Source organism: Nocardia sp. NPDC047038 (assembly GCF_040644075.1).
GTDB lineage: Bacteria > Actinomycetota > Actinomycetes > Mycobacteriales > Mycobacteriaceae > Nocardia > Nocardia sichangensis.
Genome location: NZ_JBEYVQ010000009.1, coordinates 33,592 through 56,986, shown reverse-complemented (window position 1 = coordinate 56,986; position 23,395 = coordinate 33,592). Strand labels below are relative to the sequence as shown.

22 protein-coding genes are annotated in these 23,395 nt (G+C 70.2%); 15 read left to right on the top strand and 7 right to left on the bottom strand.

Annotation, left to right across the window (positions count from 1 at the left end):
• Window positions 1-47: 47 nt before the first annotated feature.
• Window positions 48-1,238 carry an alcohol dehydrogenase catalytic domain-containing protein gene (locus tag ABZ824_RS26505; protein ID WP_356966028.1) on the bottom strand — a complete coding sequence of 397 codons (1,191 nt, stop codon included), beginning with the start codon at window positions 1,236-1,238 and terminating at the stop codon, window positions 48-50.
• Between the two features lie 169 nt (window positions 1,239-1,407).
• Here ABZ824_RS26505 and ABZ824_RS26500 point away from each other — a divergent pair, with 169 nt between their 5' ends.
• Window positions 1,408-2,883 carry an ornithine decarboxylase gene (locus ABZ824_RS26500; protein ID WP_356966026.1) on the top strand — a complete coding sequence of 492 codons (1,476 nt, stop codon included), beginning with the start codon at window positions 1,408-1,410 and terminating at the stop codon, window positions 2,881-2,883.
• 12 nt (window positions 2,884-2,895) lie between these two features.
• The gene (locus ABZ824_RS26495) at window positions 2,896-3,507 is read left to right on the top strand and encodes an NAD(P)H-dependent oxidoreductase (RefSeq protein ID WP_355078052.1); all 612 of its coding nucleotides are present in this window, start codon (window positions 2,896-2,898) and stop codon (window positions 3,505-3,507) included.
• Window positions 3,508-3,560: 53 nt separating this feature from the next.
• Here ABZ824_RS26495 and ABZ824_RS26490 read toward each other — a convergent pair whose 3' ends face one another.
• A complete protein-coding gene (locus ABZ824_RS26490; protein WP_356966024.1) occupies window positions 3,561-4,061 on the bottom strand; it encodes a hemerythrin domain-containing protein in 501 nt (166 codons plus the stop codon).
• A gap of 135 nt (window positions 4,062-4,196) precedes the next feature.
• On the opposite strand from ABZ824_RS26490, the gene ABZ824_RS26485 reads away from it, so the two are divergent.
• Complete coding sequence (locus ABZ824_RS26485) at window positions 4,197-4,685, top strand: CinA family protein (protein ID WP_355080571.1); 489 nt, start codon at window positions 4,197-4,199, stop codon at window positions 4,683-4,685.
• A 7-nt stretch (window positions 4,686-4,692) separates the two neighbouring features.
• On the opposite strand, the gene ABZ824_RS26480 is transcribed toward ABZ824_RS26485, so the two are convergent.
• The 4 genes from ABZ824_RS26480 to ABZ824_RS26465 form a co-directional block, all read right to left on the bottom strand.
• Window positions 4,693-4,902 (bottom strand): CDGSH iron-sulfur domain-containing protein, encoded by a 210-nt coding sequence (locus tag ABZ824_RS26480; RefSeq protein ID WP_355080570.1) that lies wholly within the window; start codon window positions 4,900-4,902, stop codon window positions 4,693-4,695.
• Complete coding sequence (locus tag ABZ824_RS26475) at window positions 4,880-5,533, bottom strand: HemK2/MTQ2 family protein methyltransferase (protein WP_356966022.1); 654 nt, start codon at window positions 5,531-5,533, stop codon at window positions 4,880-4,882. The genes ABZ824_RS26480 and ABZ824_RS26475 overlap by 23 nt, the downstream gene beginning before the upstream one ends.
• A gap of 31 nt (window positions 5,534-5,564) precedes the next feature.
• Entirely contained in the window at window positions 5,565-6,581 is a 1,017-nt protein-coding gene (locus tag ABZ824_RS26470; RefSeq protein ID WP_356966020.1) for an iron-containing redox enzyme family protein, read from the bottom strand.
• 113 nt (window positions 6,582-6,694) lie between these two features.
• Entirely contained in the window at window positions 6,695-7,030 is a 336-nt protein-coding gene (locus ABZ824_RS26465; protein ID WP_281880583.1) for an Lsr2 family protein, read from the bottom strand.
• 769 nt (window positions 7,031-7,799) lie between these two features.
• Here ABZ824_RS26465 and ABZ824_RS26460 point away from each other — a divergent pair.
• From ABZ824_RS26460 to ABZ824_RS26405, 12 genes are all read left to right on the top strand, one after another.
• Window positions 7,800-9,362, top strand: coding sequence for an ABC transporter substrate-binding protein (locus ABZ824_RS26460; protein ID WP_356966018.1), 1,563 nt, complete (start codon window positions 7,800-7,802; stop codon window positions 9,360-9,362).
• On the top strand, window positions 9,359-10,708 hold the full coding sequence (locus ABZ824_RS26455) for an NtaA/DmoA family FMN-dependent monooxygenase (protein WP_356966016.1): 1,350 nt from the start codon (window positions 9,359-9,361) through the stop codon (window positions 10,706-10,708). Before ABZ824_RS26460 ends, ABZ824_RS26455 begins: the two co-directional genes overlap by 4 nt.
• Window positions 10,708-11,664, top strand: coding sequence for an ABC transporter permease (locus ABZ824_RS26450; RefSeq protein WP_356966014.1), 957 nt, complete (start codon window positions 10,708-10,710; stop codon window positions 11,662-11,664). The genes ABZ824_RS26455 and ABZ824_RS26450 overlap by 1 nt, the downstream gene beginning before the upstream one ends.
• Complete coding sequence (locus ABZ824_RS26445) at window positions 11,661-12,569, top strand: ABC transporter permease (RefSeq protein ID WP_356966012.1); 909 nt, start codon at window positions 11,661-11,663, stop codon at window positions 12,567-12,569. Before ABZ824_RS26450 ends, ABZ824_RS26445 begins: the two co-directional genes overlap by 4 nt.
• Window positions 12,566-14,248: an ABC transporter ATP-binding protein gene (locus ABZ824_RS26440; RefSeq protein WP_356966010.1), complete on the top strand. Its 1,683-nt coding sequence runs from the start codon at window positions 12,566-12,568 to the stop codon at window positions 14,246-14,248. Before ABZ824_RS26445 ends, ABZ824_RS26440 begins: the two co-directional genes overlap by 4 nt.
• Window positions 14,245-15,450: a PLP-dependent aminotransferase family protein gene (locus ABZ824_RS26435; RefSeq protein WP_356966008.1), complete on the top strand. Its 1,206-nt coding sequence runs from the start codon at window positions 14,245-14,247 to the stop codon at window positions 15,448-15,450. Before ABZ824_RS26440 ends, ABZ824_RS26435 begins: the two co-directional genes overlap by 4 nt.
• Window positions 15,451-15,672: 222 nt before the next feature.
• Window positions 15,673-16,812, top strand: coding sequence for an ABC transporter substrate-binding protein (locus ABZ824_RS26430; protein ID WP_356966006.1), 1,140 nt, complete (start codon window positions 15,673-15,675; stop codon window positions 16,810-16,812).
• An 82-nt stretch (window positions 16,813-16,894) separates the two neighbouring features.
• Window positions 16,895-17,848: an ABC transporter permease subunit gene (locus ABZ824_RS26425; RefSeq protein ID WP_356966004.1), complete on the top strand. Its 954-nt coding sequence runs from the start codon at window positions 16,895-16,897 to the stop codon at window positions 17,846-17,848.
• Complete coding sequence (locus ABZ824_RS26420; protein ID WP_355080558.1) at window positions 17,842-18,693, top strand: ABC transporter ATP-binding protein; 852 nt, start codon at window positions 17,842-17,844, stop codon at window positions 18,691-18,693. The genes ABZ824_RS26425 and ABZ824_RS26420 overlap by 7 nt, the downstream gene beginning before the upstream one ends.
• Window positions 18,690-20,114 (top strand): pyridoxal-phosphate dependent enzyme, encoded by a 1,425-nt coding sequence (locus tag ABZ824_RS26415; protein ID WP_356966002.1) that lies wholly within the window; start codon window positions 18,690-18,692, stop codon window positions 20,112-20,114. Before ABZ824_RS26420 ends, ABZ824_RS26415 begins: the two co-directional genes overlap by 4 nt.
• Window positions 20,111-20,812, top strand: a complete 702-nt coding sequence (locus ABZ824_RS26410; protein WP_356966000.1) for a YcnI family protein — start codon at window positions 20,111-20,113, stop codon at window positions 20,810-20,812. The genes ABZ824_RS26415 and ABZ824_RS26410 overlap by 4 nt, the downstream gene beginning before the upstream one ends.
• A complete protein-coding gene (locus ABZ824_RS26405) occupies window positions 20,809-22,380 on the top strand; it encodes a copper resistance protein CopC (protein WP_356965998.1) in 1,572 nt (523 codons plus the stop codon). Before ABZ824_RS26410 ends, ABZ824_RS26405 begins: the two co-directional genes overlap by 4 nt.
• A 94-nt stretch (window positions 22,381-22,474) precedes the next feature.
• On the opposite strand, the gene ABZ824_RS26400 is transcribed toward ABZ824_RS26405, so the two are convergent.
• Window positions 22,475-23,215 carry a class I SAM-dependent methyltransferase gene (locus tag ABZ824_RS26400; RefSeq protein WP_356965996.1) on the bottom strand — a complete coding sequence of 247 codons (741 nt, stop codon included), beginning with the start codon at window positions 23,213-23,215 and terminating at the stop codon, window positions 22,475-22,477.
• Between the last annotated feature and the right edge of the window lie 180 nt (window positions 23,216-23,395).

Here is a 23,395-nt window from a genome sequence, read left to right as displayed (position 1 = left end):
GCGGTGCGGGCACCGCGGCCGGGTCCGGTGCGGACCCGCTCCGCCGGTCAGTTCGCGGTCGGGTCGAGCACGATCTTCACCGCGCCGTCGGTCTTCTGTTGGAAGGTGGCGTAGGCCTGTGCCGCATCGGTCAGTGGGAGGCGGTGGGTGGCGAAGGTGTCCACGCCCAGCGGGTCGCCGTCGCGCAGCAGCGGCATGATGTCGTCGACCCACCGTTTGACGTTCGCCTGGCCCATCCGCAGCTGGATCTGCTTGTCGAACAACACCCGCATCGGCAGTGGGTCGAGCATGCCGCCGTAGACGCCGATCACCGAGATCGTGCCGCCGCGACGGACGATGTCGATGGCGGAGTGCAGTGCCGCGAGCCGGTCGACGCCCGCGGTGTCCATCACCTTCTGGGCCACGAAATCGGGCAGGAACGCCGCCGAGCGCTGGGCCATCGACGCGATCGGCGACCCGTGGGCTTCCATCCCCACCGCGTCGATCACCGAGTCGGTGCCCCGGCCGTCGGTCCAGCCGCGGATGATGTCGCCGATCGGCTCGTCGACGGCGTCGAGGTCGATCACTTCCATGCCGCGCTCGGCCACCCGCGCCAGCCGCTCGGGTACCCGGTCGACACCGATGACGCGATAGCCGCGATGCGCGGCCACCCGGCAGGCCATGTCCCCGATCGGGCCCAGACCCAGCACGGTCACCGATCCGCCGTCGGGCACCCCGGCGTATTCCACGGCCTGCCACGCGGTGGGCAGTACGTCCGACAGGTACAGGAAGCGGTCGTCGGCCGGTCCGTCGGGCACGGTGATGTGGGTGGCGTCCGCGTGCGGCACCCGCAGATACTCGGCTTGGCCGCCGGGCACCTGCCCGTAGAGCTTCGAATAGCCGAACAGGGCGGCGCCGCAGCCGTATCGGCGGACCTGCGTCGTCTCGCACTGGGTGGGCAGCCCGGTCCGGCACATGTAACAGGCGCCGCAGCTGATCTGGAACGGGATGACCACGCGGTCACCGCGTTCCAGCCCGGTGACGGCCGAACCGGTCTCCACCACACGTCCCATGGGTTCGTGGCCGAGGACGTCGCCGTTGCTCATGTAGGCGCCGAGCACCTCGTACAGGTGTAGGTCGGATCCACAGATGCCGGTGGAGCTGACCTCGATGATCGCGTCCGTCGGGGCCTCGATCCGAGGATCGGGCACCGTCTCCACGGCGATTTTGTGTCGCCCTTGCCAGGTCACTGCCTTCATCCGCGCGGCTCCTCGGTCGGGGTCGGTACTTGTCCCCGTCCTACCCGGACACCTGTGCCCGAAACGACCGCGCCGGGGTTTGCCGTGGGGCAACACCGCAGGCCACGGGCTCGGTGCGCGGTGGGTACGCCGGATGTGTGCTGCCGCGGATTCGGGGTAGGCGGTAGCCGTGGACCATTCACGAGCTCCCCTGCTGGAAGCCCTCGCCGACTATCACCGGCTGGGCCGGTACGGCTTCACGCCTCCTGGGCATCGGCAAGGACGCGGAACCGACGAACGCGTCCTGGACGTGATCGGCCGCGACGCCTTCGGCTCCGATGTCCTGGCCGTCGCCGGGCTCGACGACCGGCTCTCGCGCGGTGGCTATCTGTCGCGCGCCGAAGCGCTCATGGCCGACGCGGTGCGCGCGGAATCGGCGTTCTTCTCCACCTGCGGCAGTTCGCTATCGGTGAAGGCGGCCATGATGACGGTGGCGGGCGGCCACGACGGCGGCCTGCTGGTGGCGCGCGACAGCCACAAATCCGTGGTCGCCGGGCTGATCTTCTCCGGTGTCCAGCCGCACTGGATCACCCCGCGGTGGGACGCCGAGCAGCATTTCGCCCACCCGCCCTCGCCGCGGCAGGTTGCCGAGGCATGGGAGGAACACCCCGACGCCGCGGGCGCGTTGATCGTGAGCCCGAGTCCCTACGGCACCTGCGCGGACATCGCCGGCATCGCCGAGGTCTGTCACCAGCGCGGCAAGCCGCTCATCGTCGACGAGGCGTGGGGGGCGCATCTGCCGTTCCACGACGACCTGCCGACCTGGGCGATGGACGCCGGGGCGGACCTGTGTGTGGTCAGCGTGCACAAGATGGGCGCCGGTTTCGAGCAGGGCTCGGTCTTCCACGTCCAAGGCGATCTGGTCGACACGATCAGGCTCAGCGAATGCGCGGACCTGCTGATGACCACCAGCCCGAACGTGCTGGTCTACGCCGCGCTCGACGGCTGGCGCAGGCAGATGGTCGAGCGGGGGCAGGAACTGCTCGGTTCCGCGCTGCGCGTAGCCGAACAGGCCAGGCGCCGGCTCGCCGAGATCCCCGGCATCAAGGTGCTGGAAGACGAACTGCTCGGTGTCGAAGCCTCCCACGACCTCGACCGGTTGCAGGTCCTCATGGACGTGTCCGGTACCGGGGCCAGCGGTTATCAGGCCGCTGACTGGCTGCGCGAGCACCGCCGCATCGACATGGGATTGACCGATCACCGCCGGTTGCTCGCCACGGTGTCGCTCGCCGACGACAAGGACACCATCGATGTCCTGGTCGACGGCATCGCCGCGTGGCGCGACCAACTGAGCGATCCGCGGCCGCCACGCATCCAGTTGCCCTCGCCCGAGGACCTGCAACTGGACTCGGTGATGCTGCCGCGCGACGCGTTCTTCGGCCCGGTGGAGACCGTGGACGCGCGCGACGCCGTCGGCCGGATCGCCGGCGAACAGATCACGCCCTATCCGCCGGGCATTCCGGTGGTCGTACCCGGCGAGCGCATCGACGCCGCCGTCGTCGACTACCTGCGCACTGGGCTCGACGCGGGCATGAACGTCCCCGACGCGGCCGACTCCCGGCTGCGCACGATCCGCGTCGTCGCCCGCGATCGAACCGAAACGTAGGAGGTTTCTTTCATGGCCGGACCGACCGCGCTCGCCCTGGTGTGCACGCTGAAGAAGTCCCCCGCCGAATCCAGCAGTGATGTCATCGCCCGGCAGGTCCTCGACGAGCTGGCCGAACACGACGTGCAGGGCACGGTGCTGCGGCTGGTGGACTACGACGTGCTACCCGGAGTGACCGCCGACGAAGGCCCCGGCGACCAGTGGCCGTCCATCCGCGAACGGATCGCGGCGGCCGACATCCTGCTGGTGGCCACCCCCACCTGGGTCGGGCACATGTCGTCGGTGGCGCAGCGGATGCTGGAGCGATTGGACGCCGAACTGTCCGAAACCGACGACGCGGGACGTCCCGCCATGGTCGGCAAAGTGGCGACGGTCGCGGTCGTCGGCAACGAGGACGGCGCGCACAAGATCGTCGCCGACCTGTATCAAGGGCTCAACGACATCGGATTCACCATCCCGGCACAGGGGTGCACGTACTGGAACGATCAGGCCATGGGCGGCACCGACTATCAGGACCTCGACTCGGTGCCGAAGGCGGTGGCTTCGGCGACCGCGGCGCTGGCCAGGAACGCCGCGCACCTGGCCCGGGTGCTCGGCGCCCAGCAGTACCCTCCCGCTGAATGATTCTCACGCCCGTCGCGCCGACACCTCCACGGGTGTCGGCGCGACCGACCGGATCAGGCCAGCACGGCGTCGACGGCCTTCTTCAAAGCCGACGGCTGCGCGGGCGAGGTCGGCGCCTTCTTCCTGAGCTCTTGCAGCCGCGCCCCGATCTCCTGGAGCTGCTTACGTCCCAGGCGTTCCCGCACCTTCGGGAACCACTCGTTCTCCTCCTCATCGATATGGTGGTCGACGTTCTCGATCAGCACGGTGGTCTTGGCGGTGAAGTGCTCGTCGTCGGGCTTCATCGTCGCCAGCTCGCTGACCAGCACGTCGGCGACGTGGTGCTCCTCGTAGGACTCCAGGATGTCGTCCTCGAGCTCGGGGACGAGCTTGCGCACCTCGGGGTACATGCACTCGTTCTCGAGATAGGTGTGCACGGTGAGCGCCTGAATGATCTTGTTCACCACGTTCGCCTTGGTCCGGATGGCGTCGTCGCCTGCTTTCTCGAACTCCCGGAAGAGTTTTCGGATCGCCTTGTGGTCGTCACGAAGCAGCACGATCGCGTCGGTGGTCATCGCTTTCTCCTTGCGTCGGGGCCGGTTCTCTGCCGACATTCCCGGCGCCGCGTCCCCGAAACCGCGACGTCCGCCGCGCGGCCGGACCCTCGGCGGGTCGTATGGTGAGCCGCGGACAGCACAGGAAGGACGAAGATGCCCCACGCCGATGACTACGCACACGAGCTGGCCGAATTGGCGCAGCGCTCGGAAACCACCGTCGCGGTCGCCGAATCGCTCACCGCGGGCAGGCTGTGCGCCACGTTCGGCGCCGCGCCCGACTCTTCCACGTGGTTTCGCGGCGGCCTCGTCGCCTACAGCTCGGAGGTCAAGCGAACGGTTCTCGGGGTGCCCGACGTGCCGGTCGTGTCACGTCCCGCGGCCGAAGCGATGGCCACCGGTGTCCGAAGCCTGCTGAATGCCGTTGTCGCCGTTGCCGTCACGGGCGCGGGCGGTCCCGACCCGCAGGACGGACAGCCGCCGGGCTCGGTGTGGTTCGCGATCGCCACCGAGCACGACGTGCGCGCATGGCACCATCAGTTCGACGGGGAACCGGAGGACGTGCTCGAGCAGACCACCGCCTGCGCGGCCGAGGCGCTGCTCGACACCGTGCGCGACCTGCGCTCGGACCGTTCGCCGAAGTGACCCGCGGTCACGACGAACGGCGATGCTTACGGTGGCTGGTGTCGCAGAACGGGTAGTTCTTCGAGCGCTTACACAGGCACAAGGCCACCAGGAACCGGTCGGAGCGCACCGTCCGGCCGTCCGCGGTGACGAACTCGACCGGGCCCTCGATCAACGCGGGGCCGTCGGCGGTGAGCGTCACTCGCCGCCATTGCTCATTGCCGGATTCGGTCGGCACGGATCACCACCAGATCTTCCATACGCTGGCCGGGTCCGATCAGCCCGGCCGATTCCAGCCAGTCCGCGCGGCGGCGCAGCACCGGCCCGAACGGCACGGTCGCCCTGGCCACGACAGCGGCCTTCAATTCTCGCTCGCGCAGCTGGGCCAGCGTCGTATCCGGATCCGACAGCGCCGAATGCACGATCAACGCGACACCACGCGGTTTCAGCAGGGCGGGCAGCGCCACGCACAACTGGTCGAGGACCGCCCTGCCTCCGGAACCCGCGTTCCACGCGCGAGCGATGCCGCGCGTGTGGGCCCCCACGGGGGCCGGGACATACGGCGGGTTGGCCAGCACCAGGTCGAAACTGCGCCCCCCGAGGACCGCGGTGAAATCACCGCACAGCACCTCGGCCTCGATACCGCGCATCCGGCAGTTCAGCCACGCGGACACCACCGCGGCCCTGGACACGTCCACCGCCGTCACCTTCGAGGCTCCCGCGTACGCGGCGGCGACGGCCAAGGCGCCGGTGCCGGTACACACGTCCACCGCGTGCCCGCCGCTCGGAACACCCGCCTCGGACAGAGCGCGGACGAGCAGCCAGGTGTCCAGCTGCGGCGGATAGACACCGGGGGGTCGAATCAACATCACATTCGCCGGATAGCCCGCCCAGCGGTACTCAATCACCCCCGCTGACCGTCCCGCTGCCGGTTTCCCGCAACGAGCTGCGGCCCGCGCGCCAGGCGTCGAGCACATGATCGGCGAACCGGTCCTCGAGCAGGTTCGTCACCTGGATACCGAATACCACCGACTCGGTCAGCTCGGGCTCCCGCCGGAGCAGATCGCCGATCACGCCGGTGCGCATGACCTGCTCGTGCACCGCGTCGGCTTCGACGTGCTCGCGGTAGAACAGCAGACACGCGGGGTCGGCGGCCAAACGTTCCAGCGCCTCCACCAGGCGCCGCGCGCCCGGCGGCGAGGTGATCTCCACCGTGGCGAAATGCCCCACCAGCGCGCCCCGCCACGACCGGTGCAGCCCGAACAGCGACATCATGTTCATCAACGCGAGCATCGGCGCGGGCACCACATCCAGATAGTGCAGATAGTCCGGGTTGAGCCCGGCGCCTGCCAGCAGATCGGCATACAGCTGCGCGTGCACGCGCTCGCCGCGCCCTCCTCCGAACTCGTCGAACTCCACCGCCACCAGCGACGCCTTCGCTTGGCCGCGCAGCCGGGGAATGACCCAGGCGTAGGGGTCGGCCTCTTTGTGGTGATAGATCGAACGGTGCACGAAGTATTCGCGCATCTGCCACCATTCGCTCTCGTCGCGCAGGAAACGACTCAGCCCCTCCGGGTCGGCGGGCGTCACCAGCAACCGTTCCAGCTCCGCGTCGAGATCGTCGCCACCGGGCACGTCCTCGCGCAGCGCGCGCAGGAATCGCTGTTCCAGCGCGGCGCGCAGCCCCAACAGACCCGGGTCCCATTCCCATCCCGCGTCGACGGCCGCGAAACCGTGATAGTGCAGTTCGTAGCAGGTGTGCAGCGCCAGATGCAGGTCTTCGCCGTACGGGTCCACCGAGCCCGGCACCGGCACCGAACCACCTGGTCGGCTGCCCAGCAGTTTCACCACCGCCTCCGACAGCTCGCCGCGCGGGCGGGGCAGGTCCTGCTTCGGAGCGCCTATCGTGACCGTCATACCGATCGTTTACCCCCGTCGAGCGCTGTTATCGCGGCGCGGCGCGGTAAGAATGCCGTGGCCGTCCCCGCAGACGCGAGGACGGCCACGAACCGAGACGAACTGTCCCGCAGCTACCCGTTCGCCTTCTTGTACGCCTCGACCACCTCGGCGGAGATACGTCCACGCGCCGAGACGTCGATGCCGTTCTTGCGCGCCCACTCCCGGATCACCGTGGCTTGTTCCCGGTCGTTCGCCGACCGCAGGACACCGCCGCGGCCGCGCCGCGCACGGCCGACCTTGCGGGCATACGGAACCCATTGTTCGAAGAATCCGCGTAACTGACCGGCATTCTCCGTCGACAAGTCCATCTCGTAGGCCACGCCGTCCACGGCGAAAGACACGGTTTCCTCGGCCTGAGACTTGCCGTCGTAGTCATCGACCAGTGTCACGACGACCTTGCGTGCCATAGAGATAATCCCTTCGCGGTTACCGAGCGCGTGCAGTCGAAAAAGCAATCGTAGCCAGTAGATAACAGATCGGATCCGCCCGCGGAACACCGGGGTCCCCTGCCGGCGCGCGGAACGCGACGCAGCGAACGATTCGCCGCGGGCGGCCGCTGCGCCATCACATAGTGCACGCGCACGCGGCCGATCGGCAAACGCCGCCTCGACCGCGCCCCGACGGCGGCGCGGACCTACCGCCTGCCGTCTCATCTGGCGAAGGAGGCGGGCGCGCGGGCACTTCCCCACTCCGCGGCGACTCGACACGATCACCGCGCGGGCGGCAACGACGTCGGCGGAGTCCCCCTGCCGGTCGCAGCTTTCACTAAATCTGAACGATTCCGCAAGTCCAGCTTTGTTGTTCCCGCCTCGGCCGTTGTGCACACTTCACAGGGGATCGCGGGTGCGGTCCGTATGCGCGGAGCAGAAAGGAGCGGTGCATGAGCAATCGATGTTCGATGTGCGGCCGCTCGACGCATCGGAAGCGGACCCGAATCGCGATCGGCTGTTGTCGCTGAGGTGATCCGCCGCGCCCTCGGCGCGGCACCCGCAATTCCCCGTCCCGGCGTCCGGGTTCGCACACACCACGCCGGATCACTCGATTCGGCGTAGCCCTCGCCTGCCCGGAATCGGCGCCATTCCCCGCGCCCCGTGCCTTTCTTTTCCGCCGCGCGGCATCGCTGTCGGTGCCGGCGGTCGGTCCTCTCGTTCGACGAAATATCGGAGTACCCCTTCCATGAGTGTTTCCTCTTCCGGCAGGCGTCGTCTGATCGCGCTACTGGCGATCGGTGCGACCCTGTTCGCCGGAGCGTGCAGTTCGGCCCTCGGCGGCGACGGGCAGTCCGGTGGCGCACCCGGCGCCGACCACACCCTGCGCTTGGCGTTGTCGCGGCAGTTCACCGGGCTCAACCCGCACAACGGCGGGTCACCCGACAGCGACGGGTCGGTGAAGGGCACGGTGTACGAGGCGCTCACCTCCTTGGATTCCGGCGGCCGCGTGCAGCCCCGCCTCGCCGCGAGCTGGAGCAATCCCACCCCGCTGGAGTGGCGGTTCACGCTGCGCGACGGCGTGCGTTTCTCCGACGGCACACCGCTCACCGCGCAGGAAGTCGCCTGGAATTTCGCCGAGCTGCTCGACCCGGCGACCAAGAGCCAGCTCGGCGCGCAGCTGAAGATCTACACCGCCGCGGTCACCGCCGAAGGGGCGAATGTGGTGGTGTTCCACTTGAAATCACCCGCGATCGATCTGCCATCGCGGCTGTGGAACTTCTATCTCACGACGCAGAAGTTCTGGCAGAGCGGCAATCTCAACACCGAGGCGATCGGCACAGGGCCGTACCTGCTGAAGTCGATCGACCTGGAGAACGGCGCGAAGCTCACCGCCAACCCCGGCTATTGGGGTGACAAACCCGTGTTCGAGAACGTCGAGTACAAGGTGCTGCCCTCCGAAGCGGCACGGGTTTCGGCAGTGCAAGCGGGCGAAGTGGACATCGCGCTGAATCTCGACCCACTGAGCCTGGATCAGTTCGCGAGCAACACGAAATACCGCGCGACGCTGTCGGACAGTTCCTGGGTGCAGGTCATCTCGATCAACGAGAACAAAGGCGGTCCGCTGGCCGACGTCCGGGTGCGGCAAGCGCTCAATTACGCGATCGACAAGAAGGCGATCATCAACGGGCTGCTGAAGGGCGCCGTGCAACCGTCGCGGGGACAGGTGATCGCACCGCCGTTCTACCAGCCGAATCCGGCGGTGACCGAGTTCGAGTACAACCCGGGGCGAGCCAGGCAGTTGCTGGCCGAGGCCGGGCACAGCGACGACGTGGTGCTGCAACTGGACATCCCCTCGGGCACCTACGCGGCGGGCGCCGCGATCGGGCAGGCGGTGGCTCAACAGGCGGCGGCGGTCGGTATCAGGATCACCATCACCGAGACCCCGTTCCCCGCGTGGCTGTCGCGGCAGAACCAGGCCAGCGAGCAGGCCGCCGATCTGGTCTACATCGGCTGGGGCGGCCAGTACCGCGATTCCTGGACGGTGTTCGACCCGTTCACCAGCAAGTCACGCTACAAGCAGAGCAACATCACCGACCCGGTCTTCGACGACCTGATCAACCGCCTGCAATCGGCCACCGACCCCGAGACCGCCCGCGGCCTGGTCGCGCAGGCCACCCAGCGCTACCACGACGAGGCGCACACCGTGTTCCTGTGGCCCGGCACCTTCACCTCGCTGATCGCCGACGGCCTGACCTGGGCGCCACGCACCACCCGCTACCTCTACGCACAGGAAGTCGGCCGGAAATGAGCGACCGTCAGATCTTTCTCGCCGGATACATCCTGTTCCCGGGCAACCATTACATCGGCGCGTGGCGGCATCCCTACTCCGAGCGCGACTTCAACGACCGCGGCTTGTTCGAGGACATCGGCCGGACGCTGGAACGCGCCAAGTTCGACATGGCGTTCATCCCCGAAACCCTCGCCTACAACCCGAATTTCGCCCGCTACGGCCTGAGCAACGGCCTCAAGCACGAGCCGACGCAGCTGGCCGCGGTGATCGCAGGCGCAACCCGGCATCTCGGCATCGGGGTGACGCTGTCGGCCAGCTACAACGCGCCTTACCATCTCGCGCGCACGCTCGGCAGCCTCGATCAGTTCAGCGGCGGGCGCGTCGCGTGGAACATCATCATGAGCAAGGGCGAAGCCACCCAGGCCAACTTCCCGTTCGTCGAGGAACTCGAGCGCGAAGAGCTCTACGATCGCGGCGACGAGGTGGTCGAGGCGACGGTGTCGCTGTGGGAGTCCTGGGCAGCCGACGCGCTGGTCGCCGACCAGCACTCGGGGGTGTTCGCCGATCCCGCCAAGATCCGCACGCCGGACTACCGAGGCAAGTACGTCCAGGTGCGCGGACCGCTCACGCTGCCGCCGTCCCCACAGGGCAAGCCGGTGCTCATCCAGGCCGGGGATTCCGCGCGCGGCAGACGGTTCGGCGCGAAGTGGGCCGAGCTGATCTTCGCGATCGAGAACAACGAGGCCGACCTGCGCGCCAAACGGCAGGATCTGCGCAGGCTCGCCGCGGAAGCGGGCCGCGACCCCGACAGCGTCAAGCTGATCGCGGCCGTGCAGCCGATCGTGGGTGAGACGACCGAGATCGCGCGGGCCCGGCAGCGTTTCCTCGCCACGCTGGTGGACACCGACGCCGCGGTGGCGTTCCTGAGCCAATTCGTGCGCATCGATCTCACCGGCCTGCCTCCCGACCTGCGCTTCAGCGACGCGGTCGCGCAGCGGGCCACCGACGCCGCGGCGGGAGTGCGGTTACTCGACAACCTCGCCGCGCTCGCCGCAGGCAACGGCGCGACCCTGGGCGCGGAGCTGAGTCTGGGCGAGGTGGCCCGCATCTTCGGCGCGAGCGAGTTCACCCCGCAGATCGTCGGCACCGGCGCGGAGGTGGCCGACCAGCTCGTCCACCTGTTCGAGGCCGAGGCCGTGGACGGATACGTGTTGTCCCCCACGCACTTTCCCGGCGCCTTCGACGATGTCGCCCGCGCGGTGGTGCCGGAACTGCAACGCCGCGGCGTCTTTCGCACCGAGTACGCCGACACCACGCTGCGCGGCAACCTGCTCGGCCGCCGCTACACCCACGGAGCGTCGTGATGGCCACCGCCGTCTCCGGCCGGATCGTGCGGTTGCCGGTGGACCCGCGCTATCTGGCCCGGCGCCTGGTGACCGGTCTGGTGGCGGTGTGGGGCGCGATCACGGTCGTGTTCTTCGCGCTCTACGCCACCGGCAATCCGGCGGTGATGCTGATCGCTCCCGACGCGCCCGCCGGTGAACTGGAGCGGGTGAGCCGCTTGTACGGGTTCGACCGGCCGCTGTACGAGCAGTACGTCCGGTTCGTCGGCGCGGTGCTGCGCGGCGACTTCCCGGACTCCCTGCGCTACAACGCCGACCCGCTCGGCCTGGCGCTGGCCCGCCTGCTGCCCAGCGCGACTCTGGGAGCCGCCGCGCTGCTGGTCGGCGTGGTGGCCGGAGGGCTGATCGGCTATGTCGCGGCCACCAGCCGGGTCCCGCTGCTGCGCAAGCTGCCGATCTCGCTGGCCACCGTGCTCGACGCGATACCCGGATTCTTCCTCGCGGTGCTGCTGGTGTTGCTGTTCTCGGTGACCCTGCACGTGCTGCCCTCCCGCGGCGCGGGCTCGCTCGCGCATCTGGTGCTGCCCGCGCTCACGCTGGGCATCTTCTTCGTGCCGACCATTTCCCGGGTGTTCCGCACCGCCCTGGTGGAGGTGCTGGACTCCGACCACGTGCGCACCGCGCGCGCCAAGGGGCTCGGCGCGCTGCGGCTGACGACCAGGCACGTGATCGGGAACTCGCTCGGCTCCACGCTGAACGTGCTCGGCATCCAGGCCGGGGTGCTGCTGGGCGGTGCGGTGGTGACCGAGTCGATCTTCTCCTGGCCCGGTGTGGGCCAGCTGTCGGTGAACGCGGTCCAGAACCGGGACTATCCGCTGGTGATCGCCTGCGTGCTGGTGATCGCGGTCGGCTTCGTGGTGATCAATCTGATCGTCGACGTCGTGTCGGCGCTGTTCGATCCCAGGATCGCGCTGTGAGCGCCGGGGCAGCCCGGCGTGGGACGCCGGTGGCGGGTCTCGCCGGTGCGGCGCTGCTGACGCTGCTGCTCGTGGTGTCGTTGCTGGCCCCGCTGCTGGCCCCGCACGGTCCGCTCGATCAGGATCTCGGCGCGGTGCTGCGGCCACCCAGCGGCGAACACTGGTTCGGCACCGACGAATTGGGGCGCGACGTGTTCAGCCGGGTGCTCTACGGCGGGCGCATCGGGTTGGCCGTCACCGTGCTCGCCGCCGTGATCGCGGCGGTGTTCGGCCTCGTGCTCGGGCTGCTCGGGGCGTTGTTCGGCGGGTGGGTCGACACCATCGCCGGACGCCTGGCCGACGTGCAGCTGGCCATCCCGACCATCGTGCTGGCGCTGGTGATCCTGTCGTTCGTCGGCAATTCCCTGCCCCCGCTGGTCGCCGTGCTGGTGTCGGGCTCGTGGGTGCTCACCTTCCGGGTGATCCGCGGGCACGCCCAGTCGGTGGTGCACCGGCCGTTCATCGAGGCGGCGCGGCTGTCGGGGGCGACGCGCCGCGACATCGCCGTGCGGCACCTGCTGCCGAGCGTGCTGCCGCTGTTCACCGTCGCGTTCACCCTCAACGCCTCGGCGATCCTGCTGCTGGAGTCGAGCCTGGGCTTCCTGGGGCTCGGTGTGCAGCCGCCCGCGCCGGACTGGGGCGCGATGGTGGCCGGTGGCCAAGCCCGGCTCGACAACGCCGCGTGGGTCGCGCTGTTCCCCGGCGCCGCACTCATCCTGGCCATCGTCGGCTTCCAGCTCAGCGGGGACGCGCTGGCCGAACGTTTCGCCGCGGGACCGCGCGGCGACCGCCGGCGCCTGTTCGCCGGGTGGCGGGCACTCGGCGCAGGCGCACCCGCGGTTTCCGGAAAGGACGCGCACTCATGACGACGACGCTGGTGGAATCCCCCGACCGAGACCAGGCGCGACCGGACCGGGATCCGGTCGCGGTGATCGAGGGCCTGCGCGTCTCGGCGGGACATGGCCGCGACCGCGCCGTGGTGGTGGACGGCGTCTCGCTCACCATCCGGCCCGGTGAGACCGTCGGGCTGGTCGGCGAGTCGGGGTCGGGAAAGACCATGACCGCGTTGGCGATCGCGGGTCTGCTGCCCCGCGCCGCCCGCGTCGATGGCGGCGCCGTGTCGCTGGCGGGCATCGACCCGGTCGCCGTGCACCCCCGGCGGCGCGGACGTGCCCTGGCCGAACGGATCGGGGTTGTCTTCCAGAACCCGACGGCCTCGCTCAACCCACGGCTCACCATCGCCACCCAGGTGCTCGAAGCGCTGCCGCGGAACGTGCGGTCGCGGCGCGAACGGTACGCGCGCGCCGCGGGACTCCTGGAGCGGGTCGGCATCGGCGACGTCGGCAAGACGCTCGGCGCGTTCCCGCACGAGCTGTCCGGCGGGCTGAATCAGCGGGTCATCATCGCGCTGGCGCTGGCCCGCGACCCGGCGTTGCTCATCGCGGACGAGCCGACCACCGCGCTCGACGTCAGCGTGCAGGCGCAGGTGCTCGACCTGATCGATCGGCTCAAGCACGAACTCGGACTCGGTGTGCTCCTGGTCAGCCACGACATCGGCGTGATCGGCGACCGCACCGACCAGGTGCACGTCATGTCCGCGGGGCGGATCGTCGAGTCCGGCCCGACCGCGCGGGTGCTGCGCGAACCGCGCCACGACTACACCCGGCGGCTGCTGGCCGCCACACCCGCGCTGCTGCGCCGCTCCGGCACGGACCGCCCGGTCGCGGCAACGGAACCGGTGGTGCGGGTGCGCGACGTCCACCGGGTGTTCCCCGTCGCCGTGCCCGGCCGCTTGCGCAAGGCGCACCACGTCGCGTTGCGGGGTGTGTCGCTGGACATTCCGCTCGGCTCCGCGATCGGCGTCGTCGGTGAGTCCGGGTCGGGTAAGACCACACTGGCCCGCCAGATCGTCGGACTCGACCGCCCCGACACCGGAGTCGTGGAGTACGAGGGCGTCGCGCTCGCACAGCTGGACCGGGCGGCGGCCCGGCGCTGGCGGCGTGCGGTGCAGTACGTCTTCCAGGATCCATACGGCGCGCTCGATCCGCGCCTGAGCGTCGAGCAGTCGATCGCCGAACCCCTCCAGCTCAACGGGGTCGACCTGCGCGGCGCCACCGTGCCCGCACGGGTGCGCGAGCTGCTGGCCGAGGTCGAGTTACCCGCGTCCTACGCCGGGCGGCTGCCGCGGGAGCTCTCCGGTGGGCAGTTGCAGCGCGTCGTCATCGCGCGGGCGCTGGCCAACGACCCGCGGCTCATCGTGGCCGACGAACCGGTCTCCGCGCTGGACCTGTCGGTGCAGGCCCGCATCCTGCGCCTGCTGGAGCGGCTGCGCCGCGAGCGCAGGCTGACGCTGGTGTTGATCTCGCACGACCTCGCGGTCGTCCGTTTCCTGTGCGACCACGTCGTGGTGCTGGAGCGGGGCCGCGTCGTGGAAACCGGCGCCACCGAACAGATCTACACCGCGCCGGCGCATCCCTACACCCGGGCGCTGCTGGCCGCCGTGCCCGGCAAATCCATCGAAGCCTCCGAAGGAGAACACCCGTGACCCCTGCCATCGCCTCCGGATTCGACGCCGCCGCCGTGCTGTCGCGGCTCGGTGCGCGCGAATCGTCCCTCGGCGGCTTCGGTCCCGCCGCCACCGGCGTGCGCGCCGACGCGATCCGCCTGCTCGGCGGTGTACCGGCGAACGAGGCGCTGCCCGTGCGGCAGCTGCGGCGCGCGTTCGAGGAGACGCTGTCGGACCCGTCCACCTCGACGACGGCGCTGCAGTACTCGGTGGCGCCGGGCATCGAGCCGTTGCGCGAATGGGTCGCCGCGCGCGAAGGGACCACCGCCGACCGGGTCCTGATCACCAACGGCGCGTTGCACGGCCTCAGCCTGCTGTTCGGCGCGCTGCTCGACCCCGCCGACACGGTGGCGGTGGAGAGCCCGACCTTCCCGCTCGCGCTGCGGGTGCTCGGCCATCACGGGGCGCAGGTGGTTTCAGCGCCGGTCTCGGCGAACGGCTTGGACCTCGACGGCCTCGAGCGGCGTCTGCGTGACGGGCAGCGGGTGAAGCTGCTGTACCTGATCCCCGACTTCCAGAACCCCACCGGGTCCACCCTGCCCGCCGCGGACCGCGCCCGCGCGGTGGAACTGGGTGAACGCTATGGGTTCGTCGTCGTGTCCGACAACCCGTACCGGGACCTGCGGTTCGCGGGCGAGGCGGTGGCGGATCTGAGTCTCGGCAGCGAGGCCGTGGTCCGGGTCAACACGTTCTCCAAGACCCTCGGTCCCGGCCTGCGACTGGGTTGGATCGTCGCGCCGCGGTGGCTGGTCGCGGTGCTCACCCGGTTGCGCGCCAACACCGATCAGCACTCGTCGCTGCTCACCCAGACCGCGGTGGCGCGGCTGGTGCGCACTCCCGGCGCGTTCGACGAGATTCTCGCGCGGGCGGGCGAGATCTATCGGGAGCGGTCGGCGGCGCTGACGGACGAACTGCGCCGCGCACTGCCCGAGTCGGTGGAGTTCACCGACCCGCACGGCGGAATCTTCCTCTGGGCCAAGGCCACCGACCCGGAACTCGATCTGGCGGCCGTGCAGGCCCGCGCTCGCGCGCTCGGCACGGACTTCTCCCTCGGCCGCTACTTCGACCCCGACGGGGCGGTGCGCTACACCGACCGCCTGCGCCTGGGATTCAGCAACAACTCCGCCGAGGACCTCCGTACCGCCGTGCAGCGGATCGCGGCGGCCTTCGCCGGGGAATGACCGGCCGAACACCGAATCGCCGGGACATCGCGCGGTCCCGGCACGCCGGTGCGCACAGCGGCGTGGCGGCCGAATTCGATCGCGCTGACTCGAAACCTGTTTCGGCACAGGCGGCCCTGGGAGTCTGAGAGCCTCCGGCGCTTCGGCTGATCGGTGGTGCCCGGCCTGCCGGAAATCTCGGGCGCGTCGAACCGGGGGCCAGCAGGGAAAGGCATGGAGCACATGGCAGACAACGACGATCGCCCCGCCCCGGGGCAGGGCGGCGAGCCGGACGACGCGCTCACCGCGCCGACGGACTCCACCGCACCGGTGGATCCGGAGGAAGAGGATCTGGCAGCACCGGCGGAACCGGACACTCCCGCGCTGTCGCGGCGGAAGCTGTTCGCGGGCGCGGGCATCGCCGCGGCGGTGGTCGCGGGCGGCGGCCTGGCCGCGTGGCTCACCACACGCCGCACTCCCGGCGCCGGAGGGGTGAACCGCGCCCTGAAGATCGGCTACGGCGGCGGCGTCTGCGAGGCGCCGCTGTACGTGGCGCATCACGAGAAGATCTTCGAGAAGCACGGATTGGACGTGCAGATCGTCAAAACCGGCGGCGACGAGATCAAGGACGCGGTGGGCGCGGGCAAACTCGACGCGGCGCCGGGCATCTTCTTCTCCTGGCTCAAACCGATCGAACAGGGCATCGACGCCAAACTCGCCGCCGGGCTGCACGAGGGCTGCCTGCGCATCGTGGTGCCACCCGACAGCCCGATCAAGTCCGTCGCCGAGCTGCGGGGCAAGCCGATCGGCGTCGGCGCGATCGGCGATTCGGCGATGTCGTTCTTCTCGTTGGACCTGCTCGACGCGGGCATCAACCCGAGCGAGGACATCGACTGGCGGGTCTTCGCCGCCGACCAGCTGACCGACGCGCTGGTGCGCGGTGACATCGCCGCGATCGCGGCCAGCGACCCCAACGGGCTGCTGCCCACACTGAAGGGCAAGGCTCGCGAACTGACCAACAACTCCCAGGGCACCAACCGGCAGCTCTACTGCTGCGCGACCGCCATCAACGGGCGGCTGCTGCGCGAGGACCCGGACGCGGCGCGGGCGCTGGTGACCGCGTGGGCCGAGGGCAGCCGATGGGCGGGCGCGAACATCCAGCAGACCGCGGCCATCGAAGTCGACAACAAGTACGTGGCGGCGGATCAGCCGACCATCGAAGCGATCCTGAAGACCTACGGGTACAACCCGTCGGCGGCGCGACTGGAGAGCGAGATCACTTCCGGCATCGCCAAATTCGCCAAGACCGGCTACCTGGACCGCAAGACCGATCCGAACGCGCTGGCCGGCAAGGTCTACGCGGATCTCGGGCTGAACTGGTGACACCGCGATGACGACAACGGCCGACACCGCCGCCGCCCGGGCCGCTTCGGCCTCTCCTGCGACGCGGCCGCCGGGAACCGCGGTGACACGTTATCCGCCGACGCTCGGCTTCGCGCTCGCCTGGGCGGTGTGGGCTCTGACCGCGGTGGTCACGCTCGCGGTCCCGGACGAACTGGACGTCGCGGCGCCGCTGGCGGCCGGAGTGCTGTTCACCGCCTGGACGGCGGCGCTCACGGTGTGGGCGGCCTACGCCTACCGCGACCGCGCGGCCACCCTGCGGCTGCGGTACTGGACACCGTGGATCGCGGTGCTCGGCGTCTGGGTGCTGTTCTGGGAATTCGCCACCGCCAAGACCGGGTGGCTGCAACCCCCGCATTTCGCGTCGCCGCAGCAGATGCTGCTGGTGTTCTACAGCGACGCGGGACTGCTCGCGTCAAGCACGTGGCATTCGATGCTGCTGCTGGCGGTCGGGTTCGTCATCGGCGCGGTCGCGGGCCTGAGCACCGGCATCGCTCTCGGCTGGTCGAAACTCGCTGCCTACTGGGGTAATCCGGTGCTGCAGACCGTCGGCCCGGTCCCGGCGGGCACGCTGCTGCCGGTGGTGCTGGTGCTGTTCCCCACCACTTACAGCGGCAGCATCTTCATGGTCGCGTTCGGTGTGTGGTTCCCGGTGGCGGTGCTCACCCGCGCGGGCATCGCGGGGGTCGCGCGCGGCTACTTCGATGTCGCGCAGACCCTCGGGGCGTCCAAGCATTTCCTCGTCTGGCGGGTCGCGGTGCCCGGCGCTCTGCCGAGCATCTTCACCGGACTGTTCATGGGTCTGGGCGCTTCGCTGGCCGCGCTGGCCGTCGCGGAGTTGCTCGGCGTGAAGAACGGTCTGGGCTGGTACATCCAGTGGACCAAGGGGTGGGCGGCCTATCCGCGGATGTACGCGGCGATCGTGATCATGGTGGTGGTGTGCCGCACGCTCATGCTGCTGCTGTTCCGTGTCCGCAACCGCGTGCTGGCCTGGGAGAAGGATCTGGTGCGATGGTGAGCGGCGCGGCACGCGGCAGCGCGGTCGAGATCGATGCGGTCTCACATCAATTCGCGGTGGCGGGCGCACGCCCGCGCAACGTCGTCGAGCGCCTGCTCGGGCGGCCCGCACCCGAACCGACCCGCGCCCAGCAATTGGGCCGGCTGCGGGTGCTCACCGACGTGTCCCTGCGGATCGAAGCGGGGCAGTTCGTCGCGTTGCTCGGGCCGTCGGGGTGCGGCAAGTCGACTTTGTTGCGATTGCTCGCGGGACTCGAGCGGCCGTCGCGGGGCGTGCTGCGCGCCGACGGTGCGCCGATCGAGGGCCCGGATCCGCACCGGGCGTTGATGTTCCAGGATCCGACATTGTTCCCGTGGCGGACCGTGGAGCAGAATGTCGCGCTCGGACCGCAGGCTCGCGGCACCCTGGCCGAGGACCGGACCCGGGTGGCCGAAGCCCTCGCACTGGTCGGTCTCGACGGTTTCCGGGACACCTATCCGGCGCAGCTGTCCGGCGGGATGGCGCAGCGGGTGGCGTTGGCGCGGGCGCTGGTGAACCGGCCGCGGCTGTTTCTGCTCGACGAGCCGCTCGGCAAGCTCGACGCGCTCACCCGCGCCACGCTGCAGACCGAGATCGTCCGGCTGTGGCAGGAGGACGGGTTCACCGCCGTGCTGGTCACCCACGACGTCGACGAGGCGTTGCGGCTGGCGGACCGGGTCGTGGTCTTCTCCGCCCGGCCCGGGAAGGTGGTGCGGGACGTGCCGATCGCACTGGCCCGGCCCCGCACGCATGATGATCCGGAATATCTGCGGCTGCGGGGCGAGATCCTGCGGCTGCTCGGCGAGACAGGCAGGGCCGTCGCATGACCGCAACCCACCCGCGCACGAGCGGGGTCTTCGACTCCGTCACCGACGCGATCGGCAATACCCCGCTGGTCCGGCTGAACCGGGTCACCGAGGGGATCACCGCGACGGTATACGTCAAACTCGAGTACCTCAATCCGCTGGGCAGCGTGAAGGATCGGGCCGCGCGGTCGATGATCGACGCCGCCGAGGCCTCCGGTGAGCTGCGGCCCGGCGGCACGGTCGTGGAGGCGACCTCCGGCAACACCGGCATCGCGTTGACCGCCATCGCCGCGACACGCGGCTACCGCACGATCGTGGTGGTGCCGGACAAGACCAGCCAGGAGAAGCTCGCGCTGCTGCGCGCCTACGGCGCACAGGTGCGGGTGACCCCGGGCGGGCGGCCGGCCGATCATCCGGAGCACGTGCGCACGGTCGCGACCCGGCTGGCCGCCGAGATCCCGGGCGCGTGGTTCGCCGGGCAGTACGACAATCCCGCGAATCCGGCGGCGCATCACCGGACGACGGGTCCGGAGATCTGGGCCCAGACCGGCGGGCGAATCACCCACTACGTCGCGGGCGTTGGTACCGGCGGCACCGTCACCGGCGCGGGCGAGTACCTCAAAGAGGTGTCCGGGGGCGCCGTCCGCGTGATCGGCGCCGACCCGGAGACCTCCGTCTACGGCGGCGGCGACGGTCGTGCCTGGTACGTCGAATCCGTCGGACACTACCGGCATCCCGACACCGAGGACGACCAGTGGCCCACCTCGTATCACCCCGCCGTCGTGGATCACATCGAGCGGATCGGTGACCCGGAGGCGCTGGAGGTGCTGCATCGCCTCGCCCGCGAGGAGGGGCTGTTGCTGGGCGGATCGTCGGGAACCGCGATCGCCGCCGCCCTGCGGGTGGCGCGGACGCTGCGGTCGGACGACGTGGTGGTCGTCATCGCCCCGGACTCCGGTCGCTCCTATCTCACCAAATATTTCGACGACCAGTGGCTCGGCCGTTTCGGCTTCGCGCTGCGCGACCGAGTGACCGGACCGACGGTGGCCGATGTGGTGGGCGAGGTCGCCGGAAGTCCGCGCACCATCCCGTCGGATGCGACCGTCGCCCACGCTCGAACGCTGCTCGGCGCGGCACCCGCACTTCCGGTGCTGTTGCTGCGCGACGAGGCCGGACCGGTCGTGGTACCGGAAATCCTCGGCGCGGCGGTCGCGACGACGCTGGCCGGTGCGCCGGACGACGACCCCGTCATCGCTCATCTGGCACCGCCGCTGCCGGTGGCGGGCACCACGGAACCGCTGACCCGCGCCGCCGCCCGGATCTCCGGCCATTCCGGGCCGGTCGTGGTGGCGCACGAAGGGCGGGCCATCACGCTCGTCGACGCCGCGCGCATCACGGCCGCGGCGCGGGAAATCGGAGAACGACAGGGAGGTTCGCAGTGAGACGTCTCGCCGCCACGGCCGCGATGGCGCTGGCCGGGCTGTGCGCCGGACCGGGAATCGCGGCCGCGCACATCACGGCCGGCGCACCGGACGCGGCCCCCGGCGGGTACAGCGTGGTCACGCTGCGGGTTCCCACGGAATCCGAGACGGCGGGCACCGTGCAGCTGGAAGTCGGCCTGCCTCTGGACCATCCGCTCGCCGTCGTCCGCACCGCTACGACACCCGGATGGGATGTGTCGACGCGCCGCACCACGCTACCCGCGCCGATCGACAACGGGCACGGCGCGACGGTGACCTCGGCTGTGTCGTCGGTGACGTTCACCGCGCAACCCGGGTCCGCCGTGCGGCCGGGGGAATTCGGGGAATTCCGGCTGCTGCTCGGTCCGCTGCCGGATGTCCGGGAACTCGCGCTGCCCGCGATCCAGACCTACAGCGACGGCACCGTGGTCTCCTGGATCGAACGCAGCACCGACGGGACACCGCCCGACAAACCGGCTCCGGTGGTGCGTCTGAGCGCCGAATCCGGCCACAGCGGGCACCAGGCGCCCGGCGCCACCGCGGCGGCGTCCGCGCAATCGCCTGTAGCGGGGCAGAATTCGGATTCCGGTGGATGGGTCGATTGGATCGCGCTGGTGGTGGCGCTCGGCGCGCTGGCTCTGGCGGCGGCGCCGTTCGTGCGCGGCGCGCGCAGCCGGTGACCGTCCGGGCACGCGCACTGCTGGCCGGGCTGTCCGCGGTCGCGGCCGTATTACTGGCTCCGTCGGCGGTCGCGTCGGCGCATGCCGTGCTCGTCGCCACCGACCCCGCGTACGGTGCGACCGTCCCGGACGCTCCGACGCGGGTGACGGTGCGTTTCGACGAACCGGTGACGGCGGCGGGCGCCGGTGTCACCGTCTCCGACAAGGACGGCCGCCGGGTCGACACCGAGGCGGTGTCGGCCGCCGACGGCGGCCGTGCCGTCGTGGTCGGAGTGCGGCCCGAGCTGCCCACTGGGACGTATCTGCTGAGCTGGGTGGTGCTGTCCGCGGACGGTCACACGGTCAGCGGTTCCAGTGTGTTCGGTATCCGGGTGCCGCCCGACCTGACCCTCGGCGATCCACCTCGTGATCCGATCGCGGTCACCGCCGACGGCGTAGCCAGGATGCTCACCGCCGTCGGATATCTCGGTGTGGTGCTCGCGGTCGGCGTCCCCGGGGTGACGTTGCTGGTGTGGCGTGCGGGGACCAGGACGGCGCTGGTCGCGCAACTGACCGGGATCGGGGCGGTCACCGTCGTCGCCGTCTCGCTGCTCGCGCTCGCCATGACACCGGCTCGCCTCACCGGCCCCGACGGCTGGGCCGATCCACAGGTGTGGGCGCAGGCTCTCACATCCTCGCCGGGTGTGGCGGCCGTGGTGCGCGCTGTCGCGGGTGCCGCGCTCGCGGCCGGTCGGTCGCGACCGAAAGTGATCGCCGTCGCGGGAGCGGTGATCGTCGTGGCGACGGCGGCGTCGGGCCACGCCCTGGCGGGGGGAGACCGACCCGCCGCGTTGTTCTCCACCGCGGTCCATGTGCTCGCGATGGCGTTGTGGGTAGGTGCCGTCGTGCTGGCCGTCGCGGTCCGGCGGCGGCCGGACCGATCCGCCCTGCTCCCGCGCTTCGGCCGCGTCGCGATCGCCGCCGTCACCGCGCTCGCGCTGACCGGCGTCTATCAGAGCCTCCGCTCGGTCGACCCGCTCGCGGCACTGTGGACGACGTCGTGGGGTCGGCTCCTGCTGCTCAAATCGGCGCTGGTGCTCGCCGCGGCCGGTGTGGTGCTCGCCGCGCGACGAATCGTTCGCGGCCGCGTTCCGCACTCGGCGCTGCGCCTCGAATTCGTCCTTCTGGCGGCCGTTCTGGTGGTGACCGGCGTCCTCGCGGGCACGACACCGGCCAGGGACGCCTACGACCCGCGGATCACGGTGACCGCCGACCTCGGCCGGGCACGAGCCGAGGTCACCGTCGACGGCGCCGGTGCGGGCGAACAAGAGCTGACCGTCCACCTGCGCGACGCGAGCGGAACCCCGATCGATGCCTCCGCCGTCACAGGCCGACTGACCCGTACCGGCGATGCCTCGGGCCCCATCGACGTTCCCTTCCGACGGATCGAGCCCGTCGAACTGGGCCCGCACTATTTCGTTTCCCAACCGGTGCGCGTTGCCCTCCCCGGCTATTGGCAGTTGCGGTTGACCGTCCTCCTGGACCGCACCACCGGCTATACCGCCACCGTGCCTTATCGCGTGTGGTGACGGGATCGGTACGCCCCAGCGCGTTCCGCGCGTTCGACTCACGAACGGCGAGGACACGTCGCCTCGGACGACGACGCAACCCGCAGCGCCGGGCTCAGCCGCCGGGCTTCTGCCAGACGGAGACGTGTCCGCGGCTCTCGCTGGTGAACGGTTCGCGTGTCCACCCGTCCCACCGCGCATCCAGCCGCAGGCCGGCGATCTCGGCCATCAGGTCCAATTCCGCGGGCCACACGTAGCGGAACGGAATCGATCGGTAACCGCCGCGTCCCTCGACGACCTCGATGTAGTTCGAACTCATCGTCTGCGTGGCGATGTCGTACTCGTCGTAGGCCCATTTCGACGATCCGGTCCGAGACAGCACCGTGTTGCGGCCGGGCGCCAGCCCGCGCAGTTCGGGCATCATGACTTCGACGACAAAGCGGCCGCCGGGTCGGAGGTGGGCCGCCGCGTTGCGGAAGCAGGCGACCTGACCCGCCTGGGTGGTCACGTTCATGATCGTGTTGAACACCAGGTAGACCAGCGAGAATCGTGACGTCAGCTTCGTGGACGCGAAATCTCCGACGGTCACGGCGATCTCGTCGCCGCCGGCCTTGGCACGCAACCGGGCGAGCATCGCGGGTGACGTATCTATGCCGTGTACGGGAACTCCGCGCGCGGCGAGCGGCAAGGCGATCCGCCCCGTTCCGATGCCGAATTCCAAGGCCGGGCCATCTTCGGCCGACTCTGCCAAAAAGGTCACCGCCGGGTCGACGACGCCCGGCTCGAACATCGCGGCCGAGGACTCGTCATAGCTGGCCGCGACCTGCTCGCCGAAGTAATCGTCGGTATGGCGCATCCGGGCACCGTAGCGCGCCGGATCCGCTTGACGCCCATTGTTTTCCGGTCGACTCGGCCGCGGGTTCCCGGGCCGCTAACTCCCAGCACTGAGAAGAACGCACCCCGGTCCGCGCCTAGTCTGGACGACGCCCGGTCGAGCCGGGATACTGGCCTGCGCCGGTTTCGCGGAACCGACCAC